The 23,068-nt window shown below is 44.3% G+C and carries 23 protein-coding genes; 10 read left to right on the plus strand and 13 right to left on the minus strand.

The genetic code is table 11. The features are described 5' to 3' along the window. Nucleotides 1-18: 18 nt before the first annotated feature. The 7 genes from NBH16_RS04785 to NBH16_RS04815 form a co-directional block, all read right to left on the minus strand. Complete coding sequence (locus NBH16_RS04785) at nucleotides 19-1,395, minus strand: DUF3987 domain-containing protein (protein WP_008154646.1); 1,377 nt, start codon at nucleotides 1,393-1,395, stop codon at nucleotides 19-21. Further along, nucleotides 1,395-1,754 carry a helix-turn-helix domain-containing protein gene (locus NBH16_RS04790; protein WP_005864702.1) on the minus strand — a complete coding sequence of 120 codons (360 nt, stop codon included), beginning with the start codon at nucleotides 1,752-1,754 and terminating at the stop codon, nucleotides 1,395-1,397. The genes NBH16_RS04785 and NBH16_RS04790 overlap by 1 nt, the downstream gene beginning before the upstream one ends. 292 nt (nucleotides 1,755-2,046) lie before the next feature. Then, on the minus strand, nucleotides 2,047-3,303 hold the full coding sequence (locus tag NBH16_RS04795; RefSeq protein WP_008154650.1) for a site-specific integrase: 1,257 nt from the start codon (nucleotides 3,301-3,303) through the stop codon (nucleotides 2,047-2,049). Then, nucleotides 3,300-3,860, minus strand: a complete 561-nt coding sequence (locus NBH16_RS04800) for a helix-turn-helix domain-containing protein (protein ID WP_008154652.1) — start codon at nucleotides 3,858-3,860, stop codon at nucleotides 3,300-3,302. Before NBH16_RS04800 ends, NBH16_RS04795 begins: the two co-directional genes overlap by 4 nt. 217 nt (nucleotides 3,861-4,077) lie before the next feature. Further along, entirely contained in the window at nucleotides 4,078-6,009 is a 1,932-nt protein-coding gene (gene dnaK, locus NBH16_RS04805) for a molecular chaperone DnaK (protein ID WP_005864708.1), read from the minus strand. Between the two features lie 201 nt (nucleotides 6,010-6,210). Continuing rightward, nucleotides 6,211-7,788, minus strand: coding sequence for an Rne/Rng family ribonuclease (locus NBH16_RS04810; RefSeq protein WP_005854603.1), 1,578 nt, complete (start codon nucleotides 7,786-7,788; stop codon nucleotides 6,211-6,213). Nucleotides 7,789-8,012: 224 nt separating this feature from the next. Then, nucleotides 8,013-8,285 (minus strand): HU family DNA-binding protein, encoded by a 273-nt coding sequence (locus tag NBH16_RS04815; RefSeq protein ID WP_005854607.1) that lies wholly within the window; start codon nucleotides 8,283-8,285, stop codon nucleotides 8,013-8,015. Between the two features lie 189 nt (nucleotides 8,286-8,474). Between NBH16_RS04815 and mutY the strand changes: the two genes are divergently transcribed. The 5 genes from mutY to NBH16_RS04840 are packed head-to-tail and all read left to right on the plus strand — an operon-like array spanning nucleotide 8,475 to nucleotide 12,697. Further along, nucleotides 8,475-9,554, plus strand: coding sequence for an A/G-specific adenine glycosylase (gene mutY / locus NBH16_RS04820; RefSeq protein WP_005864713.1), 1,080 nt, complete (start codon nucleotides 8,475-8,477; stop codon nucleotides 9,552-9,554). 48 nt (nucleotides 9,555-9,602) lie between these two features. Further along, a complete protein-coding gene (locus NBH16_RS04825) occupies nucleotides 9,603-10,112 on the plus strand; it encodes a single-stranded DNA-binding protein (protein ID WP_005864715.1) in 510 nt (169 codons plus the stop codon). Nucleotides 10,113-10,137: 25 nt separating this feature from the next. Next, on the plus strand, nucleotides 10,138-11,490 hold the full coding sequence (gene gldE, locus NBH16_RS04830) for a gliding motility-associated protein GldE (protein ID WP_008773452.1): 1,353 nt from the start codon (nucleotides 10,138-10,140) through the stop codon (nucleotides 11,488-11,490). Between the two features lie 6 nt (nucleotides 11,491-11,496). Then, a complete protein-coding gene (gene gldD / locus NBH16_RS04835; protein ID WP_005864719.1) occupies nucleotides 11,497-12,078 on the plus strand; it encodes a gliding motility lipoprotein GldD in 582 nt (193 codons plus the stop codon). 1 nt (nucleotide 12,079) lies between these two features. Beyond that, a complete protein-coding gene (locus NBH16_RS04840; RefSeq protein ID WP_005854617.1) occupies nucleotides 12,080-12,697 on the plus strand; it encodes a 4'-phosphopantetheinyl transferase family protein in 618 nt (205 codons plus the stop codon). Between the two features lie 109 nt (nucleotides 12,698-12,806). Here the strand turns inward: NBH16_RS04840 and NBH16_RS04845 are convergent, their stop codons facing one another. Genes NBH16_RS04845 through NBH16_RS04860 form a run of 4 tightly spaced genes read right to left on the minus strand, consistent with a single transcriptional unit; the run spans nucleotide 12,807 to nucleotide 16,273 of the window. Beyond that, nucleotides 12,807-13,550: a shikimate dehydrogenase family protein gene (locus NBH16_RS04845; RefSeq protein ID WP_005854619.1), complete on the minus strand. Its 744-nt coding sequence runs from the start codon at nucleotides 13,548-13,550 to the stop codon at nucleotides 12,807-12,809. A gap of 14 nt (nucleotides 13,551-13,564) precedes the next feature. Further along, nucleotides 13,565-14,308: a bifunctional demethylmenaquinone methyltransferase/2-methoxy-6-polyprenyl-1,4-benzoquinol methylase UbiE gene (ubiE, locus tag NBH16_RS04850; RefSeq protein WP_250788190.1), complete on the minus strand. Its 744-nt coding sequence runs from the start codon at nucleotides 14,306-14,308 to the stop codon at nucleotides 13,565-13,567. 10 nt (nucleotides 14,309-14,318) lie between these two features. Continuing rightward, complete coding sequence (locus tag NBH16_RS04855) at nucleotides 14,319-15,269, minus strand: phosphoribosylaminoimidazolesuccinocarboxamide synthase (protein ID WP_005864727.1); 951 nt, start codon at nucleotides 15,267-15,269, stop codon at nucleotides 14,319-14,321. Nucleotides 15,270-15,280: 11 nt separating this feature from the next. Beyond that, the gene (locus NBH16_RS04860) at nucleotides 15,281-16,273 is read right to left on the minus strand and encodes a PhoH family protein (RefSeq protein WP_005854625.1); all 993 of its coding nucleotides are present in this window, start codon (nucleotides 16,271-16,273) and stop codon (nucleotides 15,281-15,283) included. A 226-nt stretch (nucleotides 16,274-16,499) separates the two neighbouring features. Between NBH16_RS04860 and NBH16_RS04865 the strand changes: the two genes are divergently transcribed. Continuing rightward, entirely contained in the window at nucleotides 16,500-17,159 is a 660-nt protein-coding gene (locus NBH16_RS04865) for a DUF5715 family protein (protein WP_008773450.1), read from the plus strand. Here the strand turns inward: NBH16_RS04865 and NBH16_RS04870 are convergent. Beyond that, nucleotides 17,140-17,667, minus strand: a complete 528-nt coding sequence (locus NBH16_RS04870) for an O-acetyl-ADP-ribose deacetylase (RefSeq protein WP_005854629.1) — start codon at nucleotides 17,665-17,667, stop codon at nucleotides 17,140-17,142. The two genes, NBH16_RS04865 and NBH16_RS04870, sit on opposite strands and share 20 nt — an antisense overlap. Before the next feature lie 334 nt (nucleotides 17,668-18,001). Between NBH16_RS04870 and NBH16_RS04875 the strand changes: the two genes are divergently transcribed. From NBH16_RS04875 to NBH16_RS04890, 4 genes are read left to right on the plus strand one after another with little or no spacing between them, the layout of a single operon-like run. Beyond that, on the plus strand, nucleotides 18,002-18,373 hold the full coding sequence (locus NBH16_RS04875; RefSeq protein WP_008773449.1) for a DUF2141 domain-containing protein: 372 nt from the start codon (nucleotides 18,002-18,004) through the stop codon (nucleotides 18,371-18,373). 4 nt (nucleotides 18,374-18,377) lie between these two features. Beyond that, entirely contained in the window at nucleotides 18,378-20,756 is a 2,379-nt protein-coding gene (locus NBH16_RS04880) for an outer membrane beta-barrel protein (protein WP_250788191.1), read from the plus strand. An 18-nt stretch (nucleotides 20,757-20,774) separates the two neighbouring features. Continuing rightward, entirely contained in the window at nucleotides 20,775-21,404 is a 630-nt protein-coding gene (locus NBH16_RS04885; protein WP_005864737.1) for a hypothetical protein, read from the plus strand. Next, a complete protein-coding gene (locus NBH16_RS04890; protein ID WP_005864739.1) occupies nucleotides 21,389-21,673 on the plus strand; it encodes a winged helix-turn-helix domain-containing protein in 285 nt (94 codons plus the stop codon). Before NBH16_RS04885 ends, NBH16_RS04890 begins: the two co-directional genes overlap by 16 nt. A gap of 162 nt (nucleotides 21,674-21,835) precedes the next feature. Here the strand turns inward: NBH16_RS04890 and ilvA are convergent, their stop codons facing one another. Beyond that, complete coding sequence (ilvA, locus tag NBH16_RS04895; RefSeq protein WP_005854639.1) at nucleotides 21,836-23,035, minus strand: threonine ammonia-lyase; 1,200 nt, start codon at nucleotides 23,033-23,035, stop codon at nucleotides 21,836-21,838. Between the last annotated feature and the right edge of the window lie 33 nt (nucleotides 23,036-23,068).

Raw genomic sequence — 23,068 nt, forward strand, 5'->3', positions numbered from 1 at the left:
AGGTGCAAACCGTGTAGCTCATTGCAGTTTCTCATATTCTCCTCTTTTGATTTTCCTGATAATCTTGCTCGTTGTAAGGTTGACCAACATATACATCACAGACCTTTCGGACAGGCCGACTTCTTTTCCTGCTTGGATGGCTTCGGTGGTAGAAAACAAGGCTGGTACGTTGTCAAGCAATTCTTTCTTTTGCGGTTCTATGCTCTCCATCAACATGAATCTTTGTATGTTTGAATAACAGTCTTCAAAATAGGAACTTAATCTGATGGCCGATTTAATGGAATCTATATCCACGAAATCCTTGTGTACTTCGCCACAAGCCCATCGGAGTATCTGAAATACCAAAGCCAACCGTGCAGCAATCATGGGTATTTTCATTATCCGACTGTCAACCAAGCCGTCATCCTTTATTTGGTTTACCTTATGAATTAGGCCATTGCGCCAGTTGGTAAAATAGGTACCAGCCTCTGGAGAAAAATTCAGTACGTTCTGTAAAGCGTAGTCGTTATTCTCATCCGTTATAAAACAAATCTCGCAAATACGGTTGATTACATCTTCCCACAAGGCAGAATACTTCTCAAACGATGAAGCTGTGAAATCTTCGTCAATCGGCCAGTCTGATATTTCCTGCGACGAGGGATATACGAAAATTATCCTATCCAGCAAGCCATTGTCCTTGTACCCCTTATCGACCAGTTCATGCACACGGGTAGTCTGCATCGTGCCGACTATGTTTATAAAAGGTCGCTCAATGTGAATAGGTATCGGCATACTGCATCTTGACACATCAAGAGGCTTACCGCTAAAAGCCGTCAAGAGCTGTTCTATCAGTTGCCCCTTGCTGTATTGATTCACGGCGTTGAACATTCCCATTATTTCATCCACATACACGGTCACACCTCTTGGATTATCGTTAAGTGCACGAATAAGAGCCTCAGGGGTAAAGTCCGAAATGATTGTTCGCTTCAAAATCGGCTTGGGCGGCAATGACGGCCTTTCATCTTTCTTGCCCTTCTGACTTTCTAGTATGGAATTGTAGTTTTCCATATCTATCTTGAATTGCTTAATGACTTTGGCATCAAGCTTTCGGATGGGGCGAAAAGCAAAGTCAAGCGGTGGTGTTTTACCCATGCCTGGCCGTCCGATCAATATCATGTATAGAATTGGACTGCTAACCCAGCCGCCACGGATGCGGATGTTGACCGCATTGCCGATGGCCGTTGATGCTGCTGCAATAAGGGATGCCATTGTGTACTCAATGGAATAGTTCTCTTGCCGTGCCAATGCCAGAACCATGTCCTGCAACTTGGCAGGAAACACGTCCAAAGGTATCTTGTTCTCTACGATACCCTCGAACTCCATTCTGATGCTGTTGCACAAGTCAAGTGAATCCATTAGAACGGTCTGTTTCGTTTGGCATTAATGAATTGTGCAGCTTCTTCCGCCAGTTCCTTCTGTGATTTCCGTTTGCCGTCATGAAGCCATGCGTCAATCTCCGATTTGAGGAACATGATGCGCTTGCCTCTCTTATGAAATGGAATCTGGTGGCAGCTCGTCCATCCGTAAACGGTCTGTTCCGCCGGATGGCTGGGCAGGTATTCGCACAGTTCTTTCAGGTTCATCCACTGGTCGGCAGGCCGTATTTGCGGGATATTGTTCAGACCGTCAATCTTGGAGTCAAGTTTATTCAACTTGTCCATCATCCATGACATTGCCTTGGGCAAATCTTCAAATGTAATGTTCTTGTCTTCCATATCATTATCAGTTGATTTTGCCGCAAAGTAATGGCAAATCCCAATACTGATTTATGGGTGACAAATATCACATAAAGAAACATCAGCAGGTCATAAGAATCATAAACAATATGCACTGATTATCAGCATCTATAATGACAAATTCCATTATTAGATTTTTTCGCTTATGCCTCTCGGCATAAGCGAATCATCATTGAATCATAAGGTTGTGAAGATAAAAATGCACAGAAACAGAAAGCCACCCACATGAAGATGCAGATGGCTTATGACTTAAATGAAATGATATAAGAGGTTATTCGGTCATTGGCAAATCCAGCTTAATCGTCTTGGTTGCCTCTTCCTTTTTGGCATCAACGACCTTGGCATAAATTTGAGTTGTACGGACATTCGTATGACCAAGCATTTTGCTGACCGTATAAATGTCTGTTCCTCCGGCGAGTTGCAGGGTTGCATACGAGTGCCTAAAGCAATGGTAGGTGATGTGCTTCGTTATTCCGGCTTCTGCAACCCATTTCTTAATTGGACGGTTAATCCATGACGGGTCGGGAAGTCCTGCAAAAACAAGTTTCTCACCGTCTTTCCTTTCGCCGCAAAGTTGGTATGCCTGTTCGGATATGGGCATATACTCAACACCTTTGGTCTTTTGTTGGGTAAAGTTCAAGCGGTAACCGCCATTAAATTCTTCAACCTCTGACCACTTCAATTTTTGTATGTCGCAATGGCGAAGTCCTGTCAAGGCTGAAAACAGCGAGGCTCGTTTTAATAATGGGTCACATGGAGTTTGAGCCAAACGGTTCAGTTCCTCAACCGTCAGATATTCCCTGCGGCTCTCTTTCCCCTGAATGCCTTTGACCTTTGCCGAAATATCAACGGTAAGATAGCCGTCAATAAAAGCTTGCTTCAATGCTGCCTTGAATATGGAGAAATAAGTGGATGCCGTGTTTTGAGAAAGAGTACCATTCTTTGTGCCTCCTTGTGGGGCGTTCAATATAAATTGCCGGAACGATTCTACAAACTTTAGATCTATCTGCAAAAAAGGAATGGTATTGCCTTTTGAAAAAATCTTCAGCAGCTCATATACACGGTTCCAGTTGGCGATGATAGAATCAGAACTGTGCGCATGACGGGTGCGCTGCACATGGTCAAAGTATTCAATAAAGTTGTAGCGTGAACGTTCCAGCTGTTCTGCTTGTTCTGCATCTGTTTCAGAATATAAAGAAGCATTATCATATTCCTTCTGCCGCAGACTTCTCACTTTGTCGGCATAGATACACGATTCTTGGTCTAACTGTGACTTGCATTGAATAATACCGTTCAAATCACGTTTAGGCTTATAAGTGGTTTTGCCGTCCTTGTCAGTTCGGGCGTTCCGCGACTTATCCCAAATGGGAGTGGTGATAGTACGGTTTAAATATTCACGCACTCGCTGAGGTGTAGGCTTATCGGCTTGAAAAACCGGATAAGCCTCTACATACAAATACCATTCTTCACGGTATTCTGATTTGCGAAGTTTTACTGAAACTCGCGTATTGGCCAGTGCTTTTTTCATTGCTTCGCTCCTTTATATAGATTGTCAATTTCTTTCTTTGGTACATAAACGAAGTTACCTATCTGCCGGGTAGGGATAGAGTATTTGCGGATATGCTGATAGACCGTGCTGTCGTCCAAATGGAATTTCTTGGATATTTCGCCGATGGTATAACAGTCCTTCGGTTCCAAGCTATATAGTTTGGCAACGGGCTTTGGTTTTGTCAGAGCTTTCTTCCGCAGAGGATAGAGTTTCAGCAGTTCTTCTTTGCTGACTCTTGTTTGTCGTTCGCCTACGTTTACACTTGAAATGACACCTTTACGAATCAAGCGATATAGGGTTTCTTTGCTAATCCCGAACAAGGCATAGGCTTCAGGAACGGTGATATAGTCTTTGGACTTCGGTATCTTCTTCACAACCTCATCCAACTTCTGCATCCTTAGCTCCTCGTCCTTGTTTCTCTTCCAAGCAATTTTAGAACATCTTGGAGAGCAATACCAAGATTCAATGGTCTTCGCTTTGAACGGTTCTCCGCAGATCTTGCATTTACGTACTATCTCGAACTTTGCTGCTGGCATATCTGTCTTTGAAACATAAGTTATTCACTATCACCACCGACAACTATATAAGTTTCACATTATCTACTTCTAAGTGTCGGAACAAATATGGTACAAATATACAATAAAAATCCGAGAAACAAGCAAATCAATCAGAAAGTGCTAAAAACAAAATAGGGCGTAACCAATTGAGTTACACCCTATTTTACTATCGTTAGTTATCGTTATTTACCGATACTTACTTCACTTCCTCAAAGTCAACGTCCGTAACGTTACCGTCTTTGCTGTTGTTGCTGCTACCTGCGTTACCGCCAGCTTGTTGACCACCGAAGTTAGGATCTGCTTGCGGGCCGCCTTGAGCGCCGCCACCTTGAGCGTTGTACATTTCTTGGCTAGCTGCTTGGAATACGCTGTTCAATTCTGCCATAGCAGCATCGATACCTGCGATATCCTGAGCCTTATGAGCTTCTTTCAATTTGTTCAAGGCACCTTCGATCGGAGCTTTCTTGTCTGCCGGAAGCTTGTCACCAAGATCTTTCAATTGTTTCTCGGTCTGGAAGATCATGCTATCCGCTTGATTCAATTTATCGATACGCTCTTTCTCTTTCTTATCGGCCTCTGCGTTTGCGGCAGCCTCTTCTTTCATACGCTTAACCTCATCATCGCTCAAACCGCTGGAAGCCTCGATACGGATACTTTGTACTTTACCGGTTCCTTTATCCTTGGCGGATACGTTCAAGATACCATTGGCGTCGATATCGAATGTAACCTCGATCTGAGGGACACCACGTTGTGCGGCAGGTATTCCATCTAGGTGGAAACGGCCGATAGACTTGTTGTCTTTAGCCAAAGAACGCTCTCCTTGCAAGATGTGGATCTCAACAGAAGGCTGGTTGTCTACAGCAGTCGTAAATGTCTCGGACTTCTTGGTCGGGATGGTCGTGTTAGACTCGATCAATTTAGTCATTACACCACCCATTGTCTCAATACCTAAAGACAGCGGAGTAACATCCAACAACAATACGTCCTTAACCTCACCTGTCAATACACCACCTTGGATCGCTGCACCTACGGCTACTACTTCATCCGGGTTAACGCCCTTAGACGGAGCTTTACCGAAGAATTTCTCAACGATAGCCTGTACGGCCGGGATACGAGTAGAACCACCTACCAAGATCACTTCGTCGATATCAGAAGTTGATAAACCTGCGTCTTTCAAGGATTGACGGCACGGTTCGATACATGCTTGGATCAGACCGTCAGCCAATTGTTCGAATTTAGCACGAGTCAAAGTCTTAACCAAGTGCTTTGGAATACCGTTTACCGGCATGATATACGGCAAGTTGATCTCCGTGCTAGTCGTACTTGACAACTCGATCTTCGCTTTCTCGGCAGCTTCTTTTAAACGTTGTAAAGCCATCGGGTCTTTACGTAAGTCTACGCCTTCCTCTCGTTCGAATTCTTCAGCCAACCAGTCGATGATTACGTGGTCGAAGTCATCACCACCTAGGTGAGTATCACCGTTTGTTGATTTTACCTCGAATACGCCGTCACCTAACTCAAGGATGGAGATATCGAATGTACCACCACCTAAGTCGAATACGGCGATCTTCATGTCTTTGTTCGTCTTATCCAAACCATAAGCTAAAGAAGCGGCAGTCGGTTCGTTTACGATACGGCGTACGGTTAAACCTGCGATCTCACCAGCCTCTTTCGTAGCCTGACGTTGAGCGTCACTAAAGTAAGCAGGTACTGTGATAACGGCTTCCGTTACTTCCTGTCCCAAATAATCCTCAGCTGTCTTTTTCATTTTCTGCAGGATCATCGCTGAGATTTCCTGCGGAGTATACAAACGTCCTTCGATATCTACACGAGGAGTGTTGTTATCACCACGCACTACTTTATAAGGAACGCGATTGATTTCCTTTTGTACTTGGTCATAAGTTTCACCCATGAAACGTTTGATAGAGAATATAGTCTTTTCAGGATTGGTGATAGCCTGACGTTTTGCGGGATCACCTACCTTACGCTCGCCGCCTTCTACGAAAGCTACGATTGAAGGTGTTGTTCTTTTACCTTCGCTGTTCGCGATAACAACCGGTTCGTTACCTTCCAATACGGCAACACAAGAGTTGGTTGTTCCTAAGTCGATTCCAATAATCTTTCCCATGATTGTAAATATTTTAATTGTTATTATTCATCGTCCGTCATCCTCCTTGTTTAAAGGATTCACATAGTATTCAACAAATGCCGTGCCAAAGAAGTTTGGGTTTGAAAATAAATAATACGTGTCATGAATCGTGACATTTTGACGGTTTGGCAGAATACAGAAAGCCCCGGAACCGCTTTAATAGGCCCGGGGCTTCTCTTGTTATTTGTTGATTATTTCCTTTTCTTCTTTCATGTCAAGCTCATTCTTGTCGGCATCAAAGAATTTGTATTCAAGAAAGGCGAGACTTTGATTGGGAATAACTTTTAAACCATGTGTGTACTTCATTTTCCACTTCATGCTCAAGGGGAACAACCCCTTGTTCACATACGCTGCGACATACGGATGTACATGCAGGGTGAATTTCTTCACGTGATGTTTGTTTACTAAGCAATCTATTTTTTCTTCCAGGCTGTCGGTAAACAGGATGGAAGGCTTAACCGTTCCTGTTCCGAAACAGGATGGGCAGTCTTCTGACGTATCCACGTCCATTGCCGGACGTACCCGCTGACGGGTAATCTGCATCAAGCCAAACTTACTAAGAGGAAGGATATTGTGTTTAGCCCGGTCATTTGCCATTGCCTTTGTCATGTGTTCAAATAGCTTTTGCCGGTTGGCAGCCTCTGCCATATCGATAAAGTCTATGACGATGATACCTCCCATGTCTCGTAAGCGGAGCTGACGGGCGATCTCATCGGCGGCGGCTATATTTACGTCGATAGCTGTCTTCTCTTGGGCATCGCTGCCTTTGGAACGGTTCCCGCTGTTCACGTCGATAACGTGCATAGCTTCCGTGTGCTCGATAATCAAGTAAGCTCCACTCTTGTAAGTGACAGTTCGTCCGAATAGCGACTTGATTTGCTTGGTGACCGCAAAGTTGTCGAAGATAGGAAGCTCTCCCGTATATAACTGTACGATTTCTTCCCGTCCCGGTGCGATCAAGCTTACATAGTCGCGGACATTATTGTAGACCTCCTTGTCATTTACATAAATATTTTGGAAAGAGGGGTTGAATATATCCCGAAGCAAAGCTACGGTACGTGCCGTTTCCTCATAAATAATAGCCGGAGCTTTGAGTTTAGGCACCTTCACGATATTATCTTCCCATCGTTTCATCAATGTCTTCAATTCATGATCAAGCTCCGCGACACGCTTGCCCTCCGAGGATGTCCGTACGATAACACTGAAATTCTTCGGTTTGATACTTTGGATTAACTGGCGCAAACGGGCTCGTTCCTCGCTTGATTTAATTTTGGTGGAGACAGATACTTTATCGGCGAACGGTATCAGCACGATATATCTTCCGGCAAAAGAAAGCTCGGAAGTCAATCGGGGACCTTTCGTCGAGATAGGCTCTTTAGCAATTTGAACCAACACCTCTTGTCCTACTTTCAGCACGTCGCTAATACTCCCGTTCTTTTCGATCTCCGGTAGAATCTGAGTTTTCGACAGTACCGGCGCCTTTTTGGGATCGCTCAGCAATTGCTTTAAATATTTCTGTTGGGTGTTGAAGTTAGGACCTAAGTCCAAATAGTGAAGAAACGCATCCTTTTTGTAACCGACATCAATGAACGCAGCGTTTAAGCCCGGCATCAGTTTCTTAACCTTACCTAGATAGATATCACCAACGGCGAACGAGACGTTGCGGGCCTCCTTTTGGAGCTCCACAAGGCTCTTGTCCTCCAAGACGGCGATAGATACCTCTTTGGGCTGTACATCAACTACTAATTCACTAATCACTTAAGATGTGTTTTTAAGATCAGACCTTATAAAATACGCAAAGAACAAACTTAAAAGGTCACTTATTAAGTTTGTTCTTTAGAGTTCGTTAGATAGACTTATTTCTTCTTATGTCTATTCTTCTTCAGTCTCTTTTTGCGCTTGTGCGTAGACATTTTATGTCTTTTTCTTTTCTTTCCGCTAGGCATCGCTTTAAAATTTTAAATTAAACGTATAATAATTAATTACTTAACTTCACCAATAAAAGTCTTAGCCGGCTTGAATGACGGAATGTTGTGTTCCGGGATGATGATCGTAGTATTTTTTGAAATATTACGAGCTGTCTTTTGAGCTCTCTTCTTAATAACGAAACTTCCGAAACCTCTCAAGTAAACGTTTTCGCCTTGGGCTAAAGAACTTTTTACGATATCCATGAAGGACTCAACGCTTGCTAGCACTGTCTGTTTGTCGATACCAGTGCTTTTTGAAATCTCGCTAACAATATCTGCTTTAGTCATGTCTATAAATTAATTAATTGATTTTGACCTATTAATTTTTTGGAATGCAAATATATAGCTTTTTATTTAAGTGGAAAAAGAATTGAGCTTCAATTTTTAAATAAAAAGATTCTTCTCGATTCGTAATATATATGTATGTTTGCGGTAATCAAATAGTTATGATGTTGAAAAGAGAGAAAGGGAGCAGTTATGTTACAGTATGAAAGTGAGTTAGAAATCAGCCGGATATTGGTTGAGTGGTATGAAACCTATAAAAGAGAGCTTCCTTGGAGGGAAACGAGAGACCCTTATATCATCTGGATATCGGAGATTATATTGCAACAAACCCGGGTTGTACAGGGATTGGAGTATTTTTTGCGTTTCACCGAACGTTTCCCGGATGTGGCATCTCTAGCGGCGGCGGAAGAGGATGAGGTGCTGAAATATTGGCAGGGCTTGGGGTATTATAGCCGGGCTCGTAACTTACATGCGGCGGCTAAATCTATCATGGAGCGGTTTAACGGGGTTTTCCCGGAGAATTATAAAGAGGTATTATCCTTGAAAGGTATCGGGGAGTATACGGCGGCGGCGATCGTCTCCTTTGCTTGGAACCAACCGTGTCCGGTCGTGGATGGAAATGTGTACCGGGTACTTTCCCGTTTGTTTGCCGTAGATACGCCGATCGACACCACGAAGGGTAAAAAGCAATTCGCGGAACTGGCCGGAATGATCTTGGACCCTAAGAACGCAGGGACGCATAATCAGGCGATCATGGAATTGGGTGCTTTGCAATGTGTTCCTCAAAACCCGGACTGCGGGGTGTGCCCGCTAAAAGATAAATGCATGGCGTTCGCTTCCGGCAATGTGCAAGCTTATCCGGTGAAACAAAATAAGACGAAGACAAGGGATCGTTATTTCCACTATCTATACATTATATATAAAGGACAAACTTGGATGAACAGACGGGCGGGGAAGGATATCTGGACCGGCTTGTATGAATTTCCTTTGATCGAGACGGATCATGCGATGGATTTTTCCGGTTTGTGTGAGACGCAAGCCTTCCGTAACCTATTGGGAGATGCTGGAAAATTGAGTATCACCCAAGGGTTATCGAATGTAAAGCATACGCTCTCCCATCAAATTTTATACGCTTCTTTCTATCAAATAGAGATAGAGCTGGTTCCGGAATCCTTGGGGAATTATCTCTCTTTGCCTTGCCGGGATATTGAGAAGTATGCCGTTCCCCGGCTGATACATATTTATTTAGAGAAATTAAACGGAAACTTGTGAGAATGATTGAATTTGTGTTTCTTTGTATGGTTATTAAGAATTTGAATTATGTCATTGAATAAGGTTATATTGATCGGCAACGTAGGCAAAGATCCTGACGTTCGCTATTTTGACAGTGGTGCCGCTGTCGCTAATTTCCCGCTGGCAACCTCGGAACGTGGGTATACGTTGGCAAATGGAACGGTGGTTCCGGAACGTACGGAGTGGCATAATATCGTAGTTCGTCGGGATTTGGTTCCTTTCGTGGAAAAATGGGTACGTAAAGGTTCCGGTGTATATGTGGAAGGCAAGATTCGTACTCGTAATTATGATGACCAAAGCGGCGTGAAACGATATGTTACGGAGATCCATGCGGATCGTATCGAGTTTTACAGTACGGGTTCCCGTCCGGCCGATGGTGGAAATACGACTGCACAAGGCGGTAGTATGCAGCCCAATGTGGGGCAAGGACAATCGGCTCAACCGACTACGGCGCCAAATACCGCTTATCAACAGCCAGCCGCCTCGCAGCCTAGCGCATTCTCAGAATCCAGTGACGCGGATGATCTCCCGTTCTGATATTGTTTAACTAATACTGTTTCCCTTGGACTCGGACTATTATTTATCGGGCTTATTTGAAAACGTAACGGTGCAGGCGCTGACAGCGGGTCCTGTGATCGCATTAAGTCTCGCTTTTTTACTGCTGTTTGTTTCCGGCTTCGTGTCGGCCTCTGAAGTGGCATTCTTTTCTCTAACCCCGGGCGACCTAAATGAGATCGGGGAAGAGAATCGCCCGGCAGATCCTGTTATCAAACGTCTCCTTGAACGTTCGGAGTATCTATTGGCATCTATATTGATCGCTAATAATTTCGTAAATGTGGCGGTCGTTATGTTGTGTACCTATGCGATTAACGCTTGGATTAATTTCTCGGCCGCTCCTCTTCTAGGCTTTGTGCTTGAGACGATTCTACTGACTTTCTTGCTTTTACTTTTTGGGGAGATCATGCCTAAGATTTACGCACAGAAGAATTCTTTGCGTTTTGTTCGTTTTTCAGCCTCTGTATTAAGTGGTTTGGAACGCTTCTGCCGCCCATTCTCGAAAATCTTGGTTAATTCCACATCGGTCATCAATAAAGCGTTAGCGAAAAAGAAATATGATATCTCTGTAGATGAGCTTTCTAAAGCGTTAGAGCTAACCTCTACCGAGATCCCGGAGGAGAAGGAGATGCTGGCGGAGATTATCAAGTTTTATAATAAGACCGCTGATGAGATCATGACTCCTCGTCTGGATATGGAAGATATCGAGATCAAGATCAGTTTCCGTGAGGTGGTTGATTTTATTATCAAATCCGGCTATTCGCGTATTCCGGTATATTCCGAGACTGAGGATAATATAAAAGGTATCTTATATATCAAGGACTTATTGCCCTATATTGACAAGCCCGATACATTCCGTTGGCAGAGTTTGATCAGACCGGCCTATTTCGTGCCGGAAACCAAGAAGATCGATGATTTGCTGGAAGAGTTCCGTACCAATAAAATTCATATGGCGATCGTGGTCGATGAGTTTGGCGGTACCTCCGGTATCGTGACGATGGAAGATATCCTAGAGGAAATTGTCGGAGAGATCTCCGATGAGTATGATGAGGATGAGCAACAATTCATCCGTTTAGCAGACGGTAGCTTGATCTTTGAGGCAAAGATATTATTGACGGATTTCTTCCGGGTTATCGATGCCGATCCCTCAGATTTTGGTAAATTGACGGAAGAAGTGGAAACTTTGGCCGGTCTTTTGTTGGAGATAAAAGGGGATTTTCCACGCCGTAGGGAGATTATAGATTTTAAGGAATATCGTTTCCAAGTGCTGGAAGTGGATAACAGGAGGATATTAAAGGTTAAATTTAACCGTATCCCTGAAGGTACAGGGAATGATGAGAATGGGAAAGATACGAAGTAAATGTTTATGAAATGGATAGCTGCTGTCATAGGAGGTTCTCTGTTTTTAGGGATATGCTGTATTTCGTGTGTGGAATATACGCCGAAGCCACGGGGCTATGTTCGTATCGAACCTTCGAAGGCACAATATAAACCGCTTGATCTCAGTTACCTGCCTTTTAATTTTGATGTCTCTCAGACTGCGGTCATAGAGGTGCCGGATCAAAAGAAGGGTGTTACGGGCTTGAATATCTCGTATCCGGAGTTAGAGGCTAAGCTTTATTGCAGCTATTTGCCAATTACTCCCGCGTCCTTGGTGACGGTGGAGACGGAAAGCCGCTCTTTCGTCGCCCGCCAAATAAAGTCGGAGAATCGGATATCGGAGAAAGCGTATTCCAACCCTGCCGCAAACGTTTATGGCTCGCTGTTTCTTTTGGATGGAGAATCGGCTTCTCCCATACAATTCCTGTTGACAGATAGTGTATCGAATTTCTTCCGGGGAGCCTTGTATTTTGACTGTAAACCCAATGCGGATTCATTAGCTCCCGCTATCCAATATATCCGGGAAGATATCATAGAACTTATACAAACTTTTAGTTGGAAAGAATAATATGGCCTTGCTATATAAACAACTCTCGCCGCTGCATGGAGTCTGGAAAATGGAAGAAAGCTCTGATGAGCTTTTGGGGATGCTTGAGCATAAAGCGGACTATTCTTCTTTTTTGGAGCGGGTATCGGCAGAGAAGCGGAGGCAGGAACGTTTCGCCAGCCGGGTGCTTTTAAAAGAGCTTTTAGGAGAGGAGGCAAGGGTTGACTATCATTCTACGGGTGCCCCGTTCCTTGCGTGCGTACCTTTATATATTAGTATATCTCATACGAAAGATTATGTGGCGGTAATCTTGGATAAGCGTCCGACAGGGATCGATATCGAGTATCGTTCGGACCGGATCTTGAAAATACGAAGTCGCTTTATGAATCCGGAGGAAGAGGCGGGTATCGATCTGGAGCATGAGGTCGAGCATCTATTAATCCATTGGTGCGCCAAAGAAACCTTGTTCAAGATAATCGGGCAGGAAGGAGTGGACTTTCAAAAGCATCTTCACGTGAATCCTTTTCCTTATTTATCGAGTGGGACGTTTAAGGGACGAGAAACCCGGACCGAGGCATGCCGGGAATATGAGTTGGCATATCAAGTTACACCGGACTATGTATTGACTTGGTTGAAGTAAGTTAACTTCATACGCTTGTGAAGTTAACTTCATTGACTAACGAAGCTAACTTCATTGGCTCACGAAGCTAGCTTCATCAAATCATGCGGTTGGAAAGATATCGTTCGATCTATTTCTGCCAGATCTCCCAAGCAGCGAAAGCCTGTAATAGAAGCATTTCCAGACCATTTTTCACGACGGCGCCTTTTTCTTTTCCTTTCTTCATGAAAAGGGTCTCATCCGGATTGTAAAGTAAATCATACAATAGATGATTCGGCGTAAGTAAATCGTACGGGATATCCGGACATGAGTCTATATTAGGGAACATGCCTAAGGGAGTCGTGTTTACGATCACCGTATATTGCTCCATGGTTTTCGGAGTAATCTCATCGTACGTGATACAAAATTCTTTCGGTTTGCGAGAAACCAGCGTGGCACCAACGCCTAGCTGTTTCAGTCCGTGGAAGACTGCCTTCGACGCCCCTCCTGTACCAAGGATCAACGCTTTCCGGTGCGTTTCTTTCAATAAAGGATCAATCGATTGCTTGAATCCGATAATATCCGAGTTATATCCTTTCAGTTTAAGTTTGCCGAAAAGACCTTTTGTGAACTTGATGACATTTACCGCTCCGATCTGACGGGCATCGTCATCCAAATCATCTAAATATGGGATTACTTGTTCCTTATAAGGAATGGTCACGTTTAAACCGTTAAGTTCAGGGTTTTCTTTGATTACGTTCTTAATCTCCTTGATAGAGGGAATCTCGAAATTCAAGTACTCAGCGTCGATCTTCTCCGCCTCAAACTTCTGGTTGAAATACGTTTTAGAAAACGAATGTCCGAGGGGATATCCCAGTAAGCCATATTTCTGCATAACCTTTTTATTGTTTATTCTTTAGATCCTGTATATAATGAACAGATCCCGAAGGTAAAGGTCCGTACACGGGCCTGCTTGAAGCCTTGGCGGGTGAGTAAATCCGTCATGACCTTTCCCTGAGGAACTACCTTGATGGAAGCCGGCAAATAATTATACGCGACTTTTTCTTTAGAGAGTAGACGTCCGATAAAGGGGATGACGGTCTTCGAGTAGATCTGGTAGAGTTGTCTCATGGGAAAATGTTCCGGTGTGGAAAGTTCCAAGATCATGATATGCCCACCGGGTTTCAGCACCCGGTACATCTCTGAGATACCTTGCTCTATGTTCTCAAAATTACGAACCCCGAAAGCGGCGGTTACGGCATCGAACGAGTTTTCCTCGTAGGTCAAGGCCGTACAGTCCTGTTGCTCGAAGGATATATACTCCGAATAACCGGCGGCAGCTACTTTTTTCCGTCCCACTTCCATCATGCCTAACGAGATGTCGGCACCGACGATATGGTCGGGTCGCAGCTTTTTGTACATGGAGATAGCCAAGTCTCCGGTACCGGTAGCGATATCCAGTATCGTTTTAGGAGAGAAAGGACGCAGGAAAGCGATCCCTTTCCTGCGCCATATCTTGTCGATACCAAATGAGAGAGTATGGTTGAGTTGATCATACGTTTCGGCTATCGAGTCGAACATACGTTTGACTTGCGTGCCCTTTTGTTCCTCTTTGTTATAAGGAAGTATTGTCTCTGAACCATACTGTATCATGTGCGGTATCTTATTTATTCTGTAAATATTCAGTAACGTTTTTCTCGATGCGGTTCAGCAAGTTATCAGTCTCGCCTTTTACGAAAGTCTCCCCTGTGATATGCTCGAACAATTCGATATATCGGTTGCTGATTCCTTCTACGATCTCCGGTGTCATTTCAGGAACTTTCTGTCCGGATTTACCTTGGAAGCCATTTTCCATCAACCATTCGCGGACGAACTCCTTGGAAAGTTGCTTCTGCGGTTCCCCTTTGGCGAAACGATCCTCGTATCCTTCTGAGTAGAAATAACGGGAGGAATCCGGAGTATGGATCTCGTCGATCAAATAGATCTTGCCGTCACGATGACCGAACTCATATTTCGTGTCAACCAAGATCAAGCCACGTTCCTTAGCGATCTCGGTACCGCGTTTAAACAAGGCCATCGTATATTTCTCAAGAACCTCGTAGTCCTCTTTAGAGACCAAACCTTTAGCGAGAATCTCCTCTTTAGAGATATCTTGATCATGCTCTCCGATCTCAGCCTTTGTGGTCGGGGTGATGATGGGTTCGGGGAAACGTTGGTTTTCACGCATACCCTCCGGTAGTTTCACGCCGCAGATCTCACGTACGCCGCTCTTATAAGCACGCCATGCGCTTCCGCACAGATAACCGCGTACGATCATCTCAACCGGGAAACCTTGGCATTGAACGCCAACCGTTACCATCGGGTCCGGAGTAGCCATTTTCCAGTTCGGACAAATATCAGTCGTAGCGTCAAGGAACTTGGCGGCGATCTGGTTTAACATTTGTCCCTTGTAAGGAATACCTTCCGGCAAGATAACATCGAAAGCGGAAATACGGTCTGTAGCGACCATTACCAATACCTCGTCATTGATGTTGTACACGTCGCGTACTTTCCCATGGTATACGCTCTTTTGTCGCGGGAAATTGAAGTCTGTTTTAACTAATGCCTTCTTCATGACTCTTACTTTTAGTTGTTGTCTATATTCGTTTTCTTCTCTTTTGCCTCTTTGATCTCTTTCTTCCGTTTATCATCGAACTTATCATAAGCCTCTACGATTCGTTGGACAAGTTTATGCCGGACAATATCTTTCTTGGTGAACTCGATCTTACCGATCCCGTTTACGCCCTTCAATATTTGCATGGCCTGTATCAATCCGGACGTGGTAGAAGGCGGAAGGTCTATCTGCGTGACATCTCCGGTGACGATCATCTTGGCGTTCATACCCAAGCGGGTCAAGAACATCTTGATTTGATGCGTCGTCGTGTTTTGCGCCTCGTCCAATATAATGACGGCGTCGTTCAAGGTACGACCGCGCATAAACGCTAGCGGGGCGATCTGTATCACGTTATTCTCCATATATTCCTTCAGCTTGGCTGCCGGTATCATATCCTGCAAGGCATCGTAAAGCGGTTGCAGATAGGGATCTAGCTTATCTTTCATCTCACCCGGCAAGAAACCCAGTTTTTCTCCGGCTTCCACGGCGGGACGGCTTAAGATGATCTTCCGTACTTCCTTATTCTTTAATGCTTTTACGGCTAGGGCGATAGCGACGAATGTTTTGCCTGAACCGGCGGGTCCTGTGGCGAAAACCAGATCGTTGTTCTCGAAAGCCTTTACCAATAACTGTTGATTCTCGGTACGTGCGGTAATCGGCTTGCCGTTCATGCCGTGGATGATCAGGTTCTCCTGCTTCACGACCGTGGGGCCTTTCCCTTTTATAATATCCAGAATCACGTCTTCGGAGAGCGAGTTAAACTCCTCACAGTATTTTTCCACCTCACGGATTTTCTTGAGAAAAAGCTCGGACTCATCCTCATCTCCAATCACTTTCATCACATTTCCACGGGCAACGATACGCAATTTCGGAAACAATGTCTTGATCAATTGCATATTAGAGTTATTCACACCGTAGAAAATTACCGGGTCTACGCTTTCAAGAATATAAATTCTTTCAATCATCCGCTATTCCTTTTATTAAATTACGCTTCAAAAAGATGTGCTATTTTTTATTATTCGAATCAAGTTACAAAATTAGTAATATTCTTTATCCATTGATGCAAAGGGAGAAGTTTTATTTCACGGGAACACATCTTTCAGCCGTCCGTCTACCATTTAGAGAAAAACTAATTGGAGTTAAGGGGGAATTTCGGATTTTTCCGTATGTTTGTCAGGCAAAACGAAGGTAATGAAGATGAAGACTGTGTTTAATGTGATGTTGTTGCTGGTCGTGATCGTGTCGGCGACGGCTTTTTCTTCTTGTAAGGAGAAAAGAGGTGAATTGAAGAAGATTTGGTACAATGGAAGCTATAATCGTGATTTTAATGATTTGAATGACGTTCATTTGTCCGTTGCGAAGAAGATCGGCATAGAGCCTGTCTCTTCGAGGGAAGGAGCGGAGCACGCCTCCCGGGATATGGTGGAGATCAAGACGAATGACTATTACGAGGTAGAGGAGTTGACGCACTCTATTCCGTATTTGGTGCCGGAAGCCGCTAATCTGCTGGAGGATATCGGGAAAAACTTCCAAGACTCATTGAAAAACTTGAATGCTTCCATCTATAAAATAAAGGTAACCAGTGTAACCCGTACGGTTGCCGATGTCAAGAAATTGAGAAAAAGGAATACGAACTCTTCTCTCAACTCTGCCCACCAATACGGAACTACGTTCGATGTATCATGGGTACGCTATACTAAGATAGATGAGAAAGATACCTTAAATATTGATAAGGACCGCTTGAAAATGGTGCTTGCCTCCGTGCTTCGTGATTTGCGCAGGGCGGATCGTTGCTATATCAAGCACGAACGCAAGCAAGGGTGTTTCCACATTACGGCTCGTGAGTTGTAATTTGTTCCAGCGCTTTCGTATAAACCGATTTGTCGTATCCGGAGAAACAGCACATCGTGACTTGCTGGATTTCCGGATTCTCTTTTAGGAAGGTATCGATCGTGCGGATCGCTATCCGTGCCGCCTCCTCGATAGGATAGCCATATACGCCGGTGCTTATTGATGGGAAAGCGATTGTTCTCAGTCTGTTCTCTTTCGCCAATCGCAAGGAGTTTCGATAACAATTTTCCAGTAGCTCCGGCTCTCCGTGTTGTCCGTTTCGGTAGATGGGACCGACGGTGTGTATGACATGACGGGCTTTCAATCGATAACCTTTCGTTATCTTCGCCTCTCCGGTCGGGCATCCTTGTAAAGTCCGGCATTCGTCAAGGAGTTCCGGACCGGCGGCCCAATGGATGGCACCGTCTACGCCGCCACCTCCCAATAAGCTATTGTTCGCGGCATTTACGATGGCGTCTACATCCAATGTCGTAATATCTGCTTGTATAGCAATTATTCGTTCGTTCATATCTTTAGTTATTTGTATGTTGGTCCTGTTCATATATATTCTAAATGTGCGCAATATAGCGAAAAAGTTGCTTTGTTTCAAACTTAAAATGGTTGTTTTGAAAGCATGTACGTGTTTTCTAGGAGGGTTAGTGGGGGATTTTGGCTGTATTTTGCAGAGTCAAATTTTTATTGGAATATTTTATAATATTATTTGGTTTATAAAATAAACTTGTCTATATTTGCGATGTGCAAAGAGTGATGCGCAGCTCTTTTGCATTTTTTTATCCATGGATGGTTTATAAAATAAACTTGTTTGCAGTAACAGTGATAATAATTAAGAGGAGGATACTAAAATGAGACGAGTTTTATTCATATTATCTTTATTCATGTTGGTATGTGGTTGCATAGAGGCACGTACTATTATTGTAGAGATTGGAAATATACGTGGTAACCATGGGAATATCCTAGTTATGGCTCAGTCAGGAAAAGATACCAAGCCTGTTTATGGCATGGCGAAGTCTGAGAAAGGAAAGGTTACGATCCGGCTGGAAAACGTGGATTGGGAAAAGTTTGATCTGTCCGTATTCCATGACGAGAACGAGAATTGGCAAATGGATATGCTGGAAGGAAAAGGGCCTGCGGAAGGATATGTGTTGAAAAGTTGCGAGGTGAAGGATGAGGAAGCGACTTTCAAATTAAAACTGTATTATCCGGTAAATCAATAGAGCCATGGTACGGTTTTTACTACTATGGCTCTGGATTTTGGCGATAGGCGGGAGTAGTGCCCAAAAGATCTCGGGACAAACGGTTTATAAAGCCCATGTTTCCGATGCGGAGGGAAATGCCGTGGAATATGCGACCGCTGTGCTTTTATCGGGAGAAAAACAGGTAGGGGGTGCCGTGGCCAATAGTGATGGCGATTTTAGCATGGAGGCGGAGGCTGGGAAGTATAGGCTTGTTGTTCAATGCCTCGGATACGAGCCTTTACGGAAAGAGCTGATCTTGCCGATAAAACGGCGGGATTCCTTGATTCTAGATCTATTGAACCATGTTCTGAGGGAAGTCGTTGTTCAAGCGAAGAATATCGAGCGGAAGGCGGACCGCTTTATCATGTCGGTCATGCCATCTGCCGGAAAGGATGGTACGGAATTATTATCACAGGCACCGGGTGTCTGGCTCTCGGATGAAACTATCTCGATAAACGGGGCGCAAGGAACGAAGGTGTTTGTGGATGATCGTGAGATTCGTTTAACGGGAGAGGAGCTACTGGCTTATTTGCGGTCTTTGAAATCGGAGGATATAAAAAGGATTGAGGTAATACCGATCGCGGGAGTTGAGTATGAGGCCTCAACTAAGGGTGGAGTGATCAAGATCTCATTGCGGCGACGTCCGGATAACGGTATGCAAGGATATGTATCTTTAGGTACGTCATTGTCTCCATTTTTACAAGGGTATATTCCATCGGCGTCCGTAAATGCACGTGTCGGGAAATGGAGCTTGAATGGAGCGGTATCGGGTACTTTTACTCCCCGGGATAAAGGAGAGATCAACTCCAACAGGGAATACGGAACGGTGGGGAATAAGTTTGTGTCTCAATCTTTGTATGATACGGATTCCAAATATGGGAATGGACGTGTCGGGGCTATTTTCGAGATCGATTCGCTGAATAGTGTCGGAGCTGAGATCGAATATATCAATCAAGCTTCGGATGGAACATCTTGGAGTCAAACGGATTTAGTAAAGAACTCTTATCCTATGAAGAGTACGGGGAATTATCGACAGAAGGATGATTATAACACGTTTTCCGCTACGGTCAATTACTTACGCGAAATGGATGATCGAGGCTCGGTATTTAAGGTCATAGCCGATTACGTAAGTAAGCGATCGACCGGGGATAATTTCCATACGATCTGTTATGAACAGTCTAGTTGGAGCTATGACACGGTTTACCGGAGTCATGCGGCGGCGGATTATGATATGGCGACAACCGATATTTCTTTTCAAAAGAACTTGCGTAAAAAGATGTCTTTGAAAATCGGGGCTAAATATACCTATATGTTGATGGATGATCATTCCTTGTACGAGGGGTTAACCTCTAGTGGTAGCTGGATTCCAAATGAGGAATATGGATATACCTTGAGATATAATGAAAATATAGTAGGAGCTTACGCCTCTTTCTCTGCGGAGATCAAGAACTGGTCGTTTGCTGCGGGGGTACGTGCGGAATATTCCAAGACGTCGGATAGAAGTGAGGATTTTAGCCGGGATTATCTGGATCTTTTTCCGAACTTGAGCGTGACATATGCGTTCGATCCCATCAAGAGGTGGATGCTGGTCGGGCAATATGCTCGTAATATCGAACGTCCTCCGTTCTATACCTTGAATCCGAATCGTATACAGAGTTCGGACTATAGCTACCAGATCGGGAATCCCTATCTGCGTCCTACTTATATCAATCGTTTCAGTGTAACGTTGGTTTATAATTATCGTTATACGGTGACTGTAGGAGGAAACTTGCACCACGACTTGATCCGGGAGTTCTGTAAACAAGATGTGGCGAATCCCGATGTATCCTATATCACGTATGAAAATCACGATCGGGAAAACCATTGGTTTGTAGCGGTCAGCTTGCCGTATCAACCCTTTACTTGGTGTAACTTGACAGGGAATTTCATAGGCGTACGGCAGGATATCCGGATGACGGAATTGTCTTCTTTCTTGTCTCATTATTTAGGGTTTGCCAATGCGATCGCTACCTTTGCATTGCCGGCAGGTTTTACGGTGGAGGCCCGGTATAGTGGAACGAGCCGGCTATATTCCGGTAATAGCGAGGTCGCCCCCCGGCATACGGTTGGAGTAATGGCGAGAAAGAAACTATTGAATGATAAGCTATTGTTGGCAGTTTCAGTCGATAATATCTTTAACCAAGCCAATGAGTACGCCAGTACGTTGGATGTTTATCGAACATCATCCCGTTATGAAAACGGACTTACTGGAAGGGTCTTTAAGGTTGCGTTGACATGGAATTTCAATAGCGGAAAGAAAGTAAGGAAGAGTAAGATTGAGATAGGTTCCGGTTCCGAACGGAGTCGCCTGAATGAAAAATAACATAAAATAAATACAATTATGGAAGATAGAAAATTATCAGAAAAAGAAAGTCTGGATATTATCACTCAGATGATTAACTCCAGTAAGCGAAACATGAAAGTAGGGAGTGGCAATGTGTTACTTTATTGGGGATATTTTACCGTCCTCTTATCGGTCGTGATATCCTCCTTGATATTGTGTACTCAAAATTATATTTGGTCTTGGGGATGGATGCTCATGTTTGCTGTCGGACCAGTTATTTCATATAAGCAAAGAGGTTGTGAGCCGGCCGTGGTGACTTATACGGACAAGACGATCTCCAAGGTATGGCAAGTGTTTGGCTGTATGTTTGGACTGACGTTCGTCTTGATCGCGGTATTTTGTGCGCTTTATGGGCAATCCGTCAATTTTATATTGATGCTTCCTTTATCGTTATTATATTGTGGATTAGGGGTATCTATAAATGGTATTATCTTGCGGGAGAAATGGATGATTTACTCTCCGGTGGTTGCTTTCGTTTTAGTTATCCACATGCTGATGAGTTTGATAAATCATGATCCTGTCACGGTTTTATGGTATTTGTATTTTGGCCTTTCATTTGTGGTAATGATGATTATTCCCGGGCATATTCTTAATAATAAAGCTAAAAAACAATGTTTAAAGAATTAGATCCTTTATTGCATTCCCAACTCCGGCTAGCGGTGATGTCCATTTTACTATCGGTGGAGGAGGCGGAGTTTGTCTATATCAAGGAGAAGACGAGCGCTACCGCAGGAAATCTCAGCGTCCAATTGGACAAACTTAATGAAGCTGGTTATATCGAGATCGAGAAGGGGTTTGCCGGGAAGAAGCCCCGAACGGTTTGCCGGATCACAGATAAAGGACGCTTGGCGATGGAGGAGTATGTGAATACATTAAGACAATATATTAATATTTAGCTTGTGCCATTCTTAGGGCACGCTTGTGCCACCGTGATGGCACAGCTATGCCATAAGGATGGCACAAGTGTGCCACTAAGATGGCACGGCTGTGCCACGCCTATGGAAAGTAGTGGCACAGTAATGGTTTGCCAATCAATTGTATGCTTAGGGGCGAATTGTTTATCCTTCCACTATCTTATATCCCGAAACGGTGAGTAATTGCCGGATCTCATTAATCTGCTGTTGATTCCTTGTTTCCATCTCCAACCGCAGATAACAGCCATTGATATCAGCCGTATGGCTGACACGCTCGTGATATACGGATACTACGTTAGCGCCGGTAGAGGCAATGATTTCAGATACGTGCTGTAGTTGTCCGGGTTTGTCTACCAATTCGATCGTCATGGAACAAGAGCGGCCGGATTTCTGCAAACCACGTCCGATTACCCGGGAAAGGATATTCACGTCGATATTTCCGCCGGAAATCAAACAGATTACTTTTTTCCCTTTGATGGGTACTTTATTAAACATGGCGGCGGCCACGGCTACGGCACCCGCCCCTTCGGCGATTAATTTATGTTGCTCGATCAATGCGAGGATAGCGGTGGAAATCTCATCGTCTGTCACGGATACGATCTCGTCCACATATTGCTGGCAAAGATCGAAAGTATGTATTCCCGGTTCTTTTACGGCGATACCGTCGGCTATGGTACGGACACCTTCGAGGCGTTCGATTTTCCCATGCTCGATAGAGTTTAACATGCTGGGCGCTCCTTTGGCTTGCACTCCGTAAACTCTGATATCCGGGTTCAAGTTCTTGATGGCATAGGCGACTCCGGAGATCAGCCCACCCCCTCCGATCGGAATGATTACAGCCTCTACTTCCGGGAGTTGTTCTAATAACTCCAAACCGATGGTCCCTTGTCCGGCGATCACATCCTCATCATCAAACGGATGGATAAATGTATACCCTTTCTCATCCTTCAATTGTAAAGCCTTGTTATAGGCATCGTCATAAACACCTTCGACAAGGCATACATCTGCCCCATAAGATTTAGTAGCCTCGACTTTAGAGATAGGAGCGTTATCGGGCAAGCAGATTAAGGACTTGATACCATGAGCGGTAGCCGCTAATGCCACACCTTGGGCATGGTTCCCCGCCGAGCAAGCCACTACGCCATGCGATTTCTCTTCTTCCGTAAGCTGAGCGATCTTGAAACAAGCGCCGCGCACTTTAAACGATCCGGTTACTTGTAAGTTCTCTGGTTTTAGAAAAATATGGGATTCCGGATTGATATTGGGAGCGCTGATTAAATCAGTGCGTCTGATGACTGTCTTCAAGGCATATGATGCCTGATAAATTTTATCAAGTGTGAGCATTCTGTCTGTTGTTAAAACGATGCCGCGAAAGTA

Source organism: Parabacteroides sp. Y3-G-102 (assembly GCF_023656845.1).
In the GTDB taxonomy this organism is placed as follows: Bacteria; Bacteroidota; Bacteroidia; order Bacteroidales; family Tannerellaceae; genus Parabacteroides; species Parabacteroides distasonis.

Bases quoted from the DNA above. Each gene is read 5' to 3' on its own strand.
- NBH16_RS04840 (WP_005854617.1), top strand. From the start codon at position 12,080: ATGGCCTTGCTATATAAACAACTCTCGCCGCTGCATGGAGTCTGGAAA.
- NBH16_RS04800 (WP_008154652.1), bottom strand. From the start codon at position 3,860: ATGCCAGCAGCAAAGTTCGAGATAGTACGTAAATGCAAGATCTGCGGA.
- NBH16_RS04845 (WP_005854619.1), bottom strand. From the start codon at position 13,550: ATGCAGAAATATGGCTTACTGGGATATCCCCTCGGACATTCGTTTTCT.
- NBH16_RS04885 (WP_005864737.1), top strand. From the start codon at position 20,775: ATGGAAGATAGAAAATTATCAGAAAAAGAAAGTCTGGATATTATCACT.
- dnaK (WP_005864708.1), bottom strand. From the start codon at position 6,009: ATGGGAAAGATTATTGGAATCGACTTAGGAACAACCAACTCTTGTGTT.
- mutY (WP_005864713.1), top strand. From the start codon at position 8,475: ATGTTACAGTATGAAAGTGAGTTAGAAATCAGCCGGATATTGGTTGAG.
- NBH16_RS04865 (WP_008773450.1), top strand. From the start codon at position 16,500: ATGAAGATGAAGACTGTGTTTAATGTGATGTTGTTGCTGGTCGTGATC.
- NBH16_RS04785 (WP_008154646.1), bottom strand. From the start codon at position 1,395: ATGGATTCACTTGACTTGTGCAACAGCATCAGAATGGAGTTCGAGGGT.
- NBH16_RS04870 (WP_005854629.1), bottom strand. From the start codon at position 17,667: ATGAACGAACGAATAATTGCTATACAAGCAGATATTACGACATTGGAT.
- ilvA (WP_005854639.1), bottom strand. From the start codon at position 23,035: ATGCTCACACTTGATAAAATTTATCAGGCATCATATGCCTTGAAGACA.
- NBH16_RS04890 (WP_005864739.1), top strand. From the start codon at position 21,389: ATGTTTAAAGAATTAGATCCTTTATTGCATTCCCAACTCCGGCTAGCG.
- ubiE (WP_250788190.1), bottom strand. From the start codon at position 14,308: ATGATACAGTATGGTTCAGAGACAATACTTCCTTATAACAAAGAGGAA.
- NBH16_RS04790 (WP_005864702.1), bottom strand. From the start codon at position 1,754: ATGGAAGACAAGAACATTACATTTGAAGATTTGCCCAAGGCAATGTCA.
- NBH16_RS04795 (WP_008154650.1), bottom strand. From the start codon at position 3,303: ATGAAAAAAGCACTGGCCAATACGCGAGTTTCAGTAAAACTTCGCAAA.
- gldD (WP_005864719.1), top strand. From the start codon at position 11,497: ATGAAATGGATAGCTGCTGTCATAGGAGGTTCTCTGTTTTTAGGGATA.
- NBH16_RS04825 (WP_005864715.1), top strand. From the start codon at position 9,603: ATGTCATTGAATAAGGTTATATTGATCGGCAACGTAGGCAAAGATCCT.
- NBH16_RS04880 (WP_250788191.1), top strand. From the start codon at position 18,378: ATGGTACGGTTTTTACTACTATGGCTCTGGATTTTGGCGATAGGCGGG.
- NBH16_RS04875 (WP_008773449.1), top strand. From the start codon at position 18,002: ATGAGACGAGTTTTATTCATATTATCTTTATTCATGTTGGTATGTGGT.
- NBH16_RS04855 (WP_005864727.1), bottom strand. From the start codon at position 15,269: ATGAAGAAGGCATTAGTTAAAACAGACTTCAATTTCCCGCGACAAAAG.
- NBH16_RS04815 (WP_005854607.1), bottom strand. From the start codon at position 8,285: ATGACTAAAGCAGATATTGTTAGCGAGATTTCAAAAAGCACTGGTATC.
- NBH16_RS04860 (WP_005854625.1), bottom strand. From the start codon at position 16,273: ATGATTGAAAGAATTTATATTCTTGAAAGCGTAGACCCGGTAATTTTC.